This window comes from Alkalihalophilus lindianensis (assembly GCF_032843265.1).
In the GTDB taxonomy this organism is placed as follows: Bacteria; Bacillota; Bacilli; order Bacillales; family Bacillaceae_D; genus Alkalihalophilus; species Alkalihalophilus lindianensis.
Genome location: NZ_JAWJBA010001020.1, coordinates 1 through 236 on the forward strand (window position 1 = coordinate 1; position 236 = coordinate 236).

The window sequence follows — 236 nt, forward strand, 5'->3', positions numbered from 1 at the left end:
GACGCGCATCGACCAGGTCTTTGACCGGAGTCACGCGGAAGGCCGCGTCGGGTAGGGCGAAGGCCCCCCCGGCGCCGGGGAAGGGGCGCAGCAATCTGTCGAGCGGCAATGCGGGACTGATCGTCGTCGGGGTCGCGGCGCTCGTCGGTGTCGGGCTGCTCGTCGCGCTGGGTGACACCAAGGATGATTGCACCGGGGGCGAGTGCAACAACAATTAGCGGCCGACTGACCGGCGG

Annotated in this window: 1 protein-coding gene; it reads left to right on the plus strand. The window is 69.5% G+C overall.

What is annotated here, in order from left to right; genetic code table 11:
• Positions 1 to 218, plus strand: a 218-nt coding sequence (locus RYX56_RS25205; RefSeq protein WP_317124495.1) for a hypothetical protein, incomplete at its 5' end; no start/stop codon positions are given.
• Between the last annotated feature and the right edge of the window lie 18 nt (positions 219 to 236).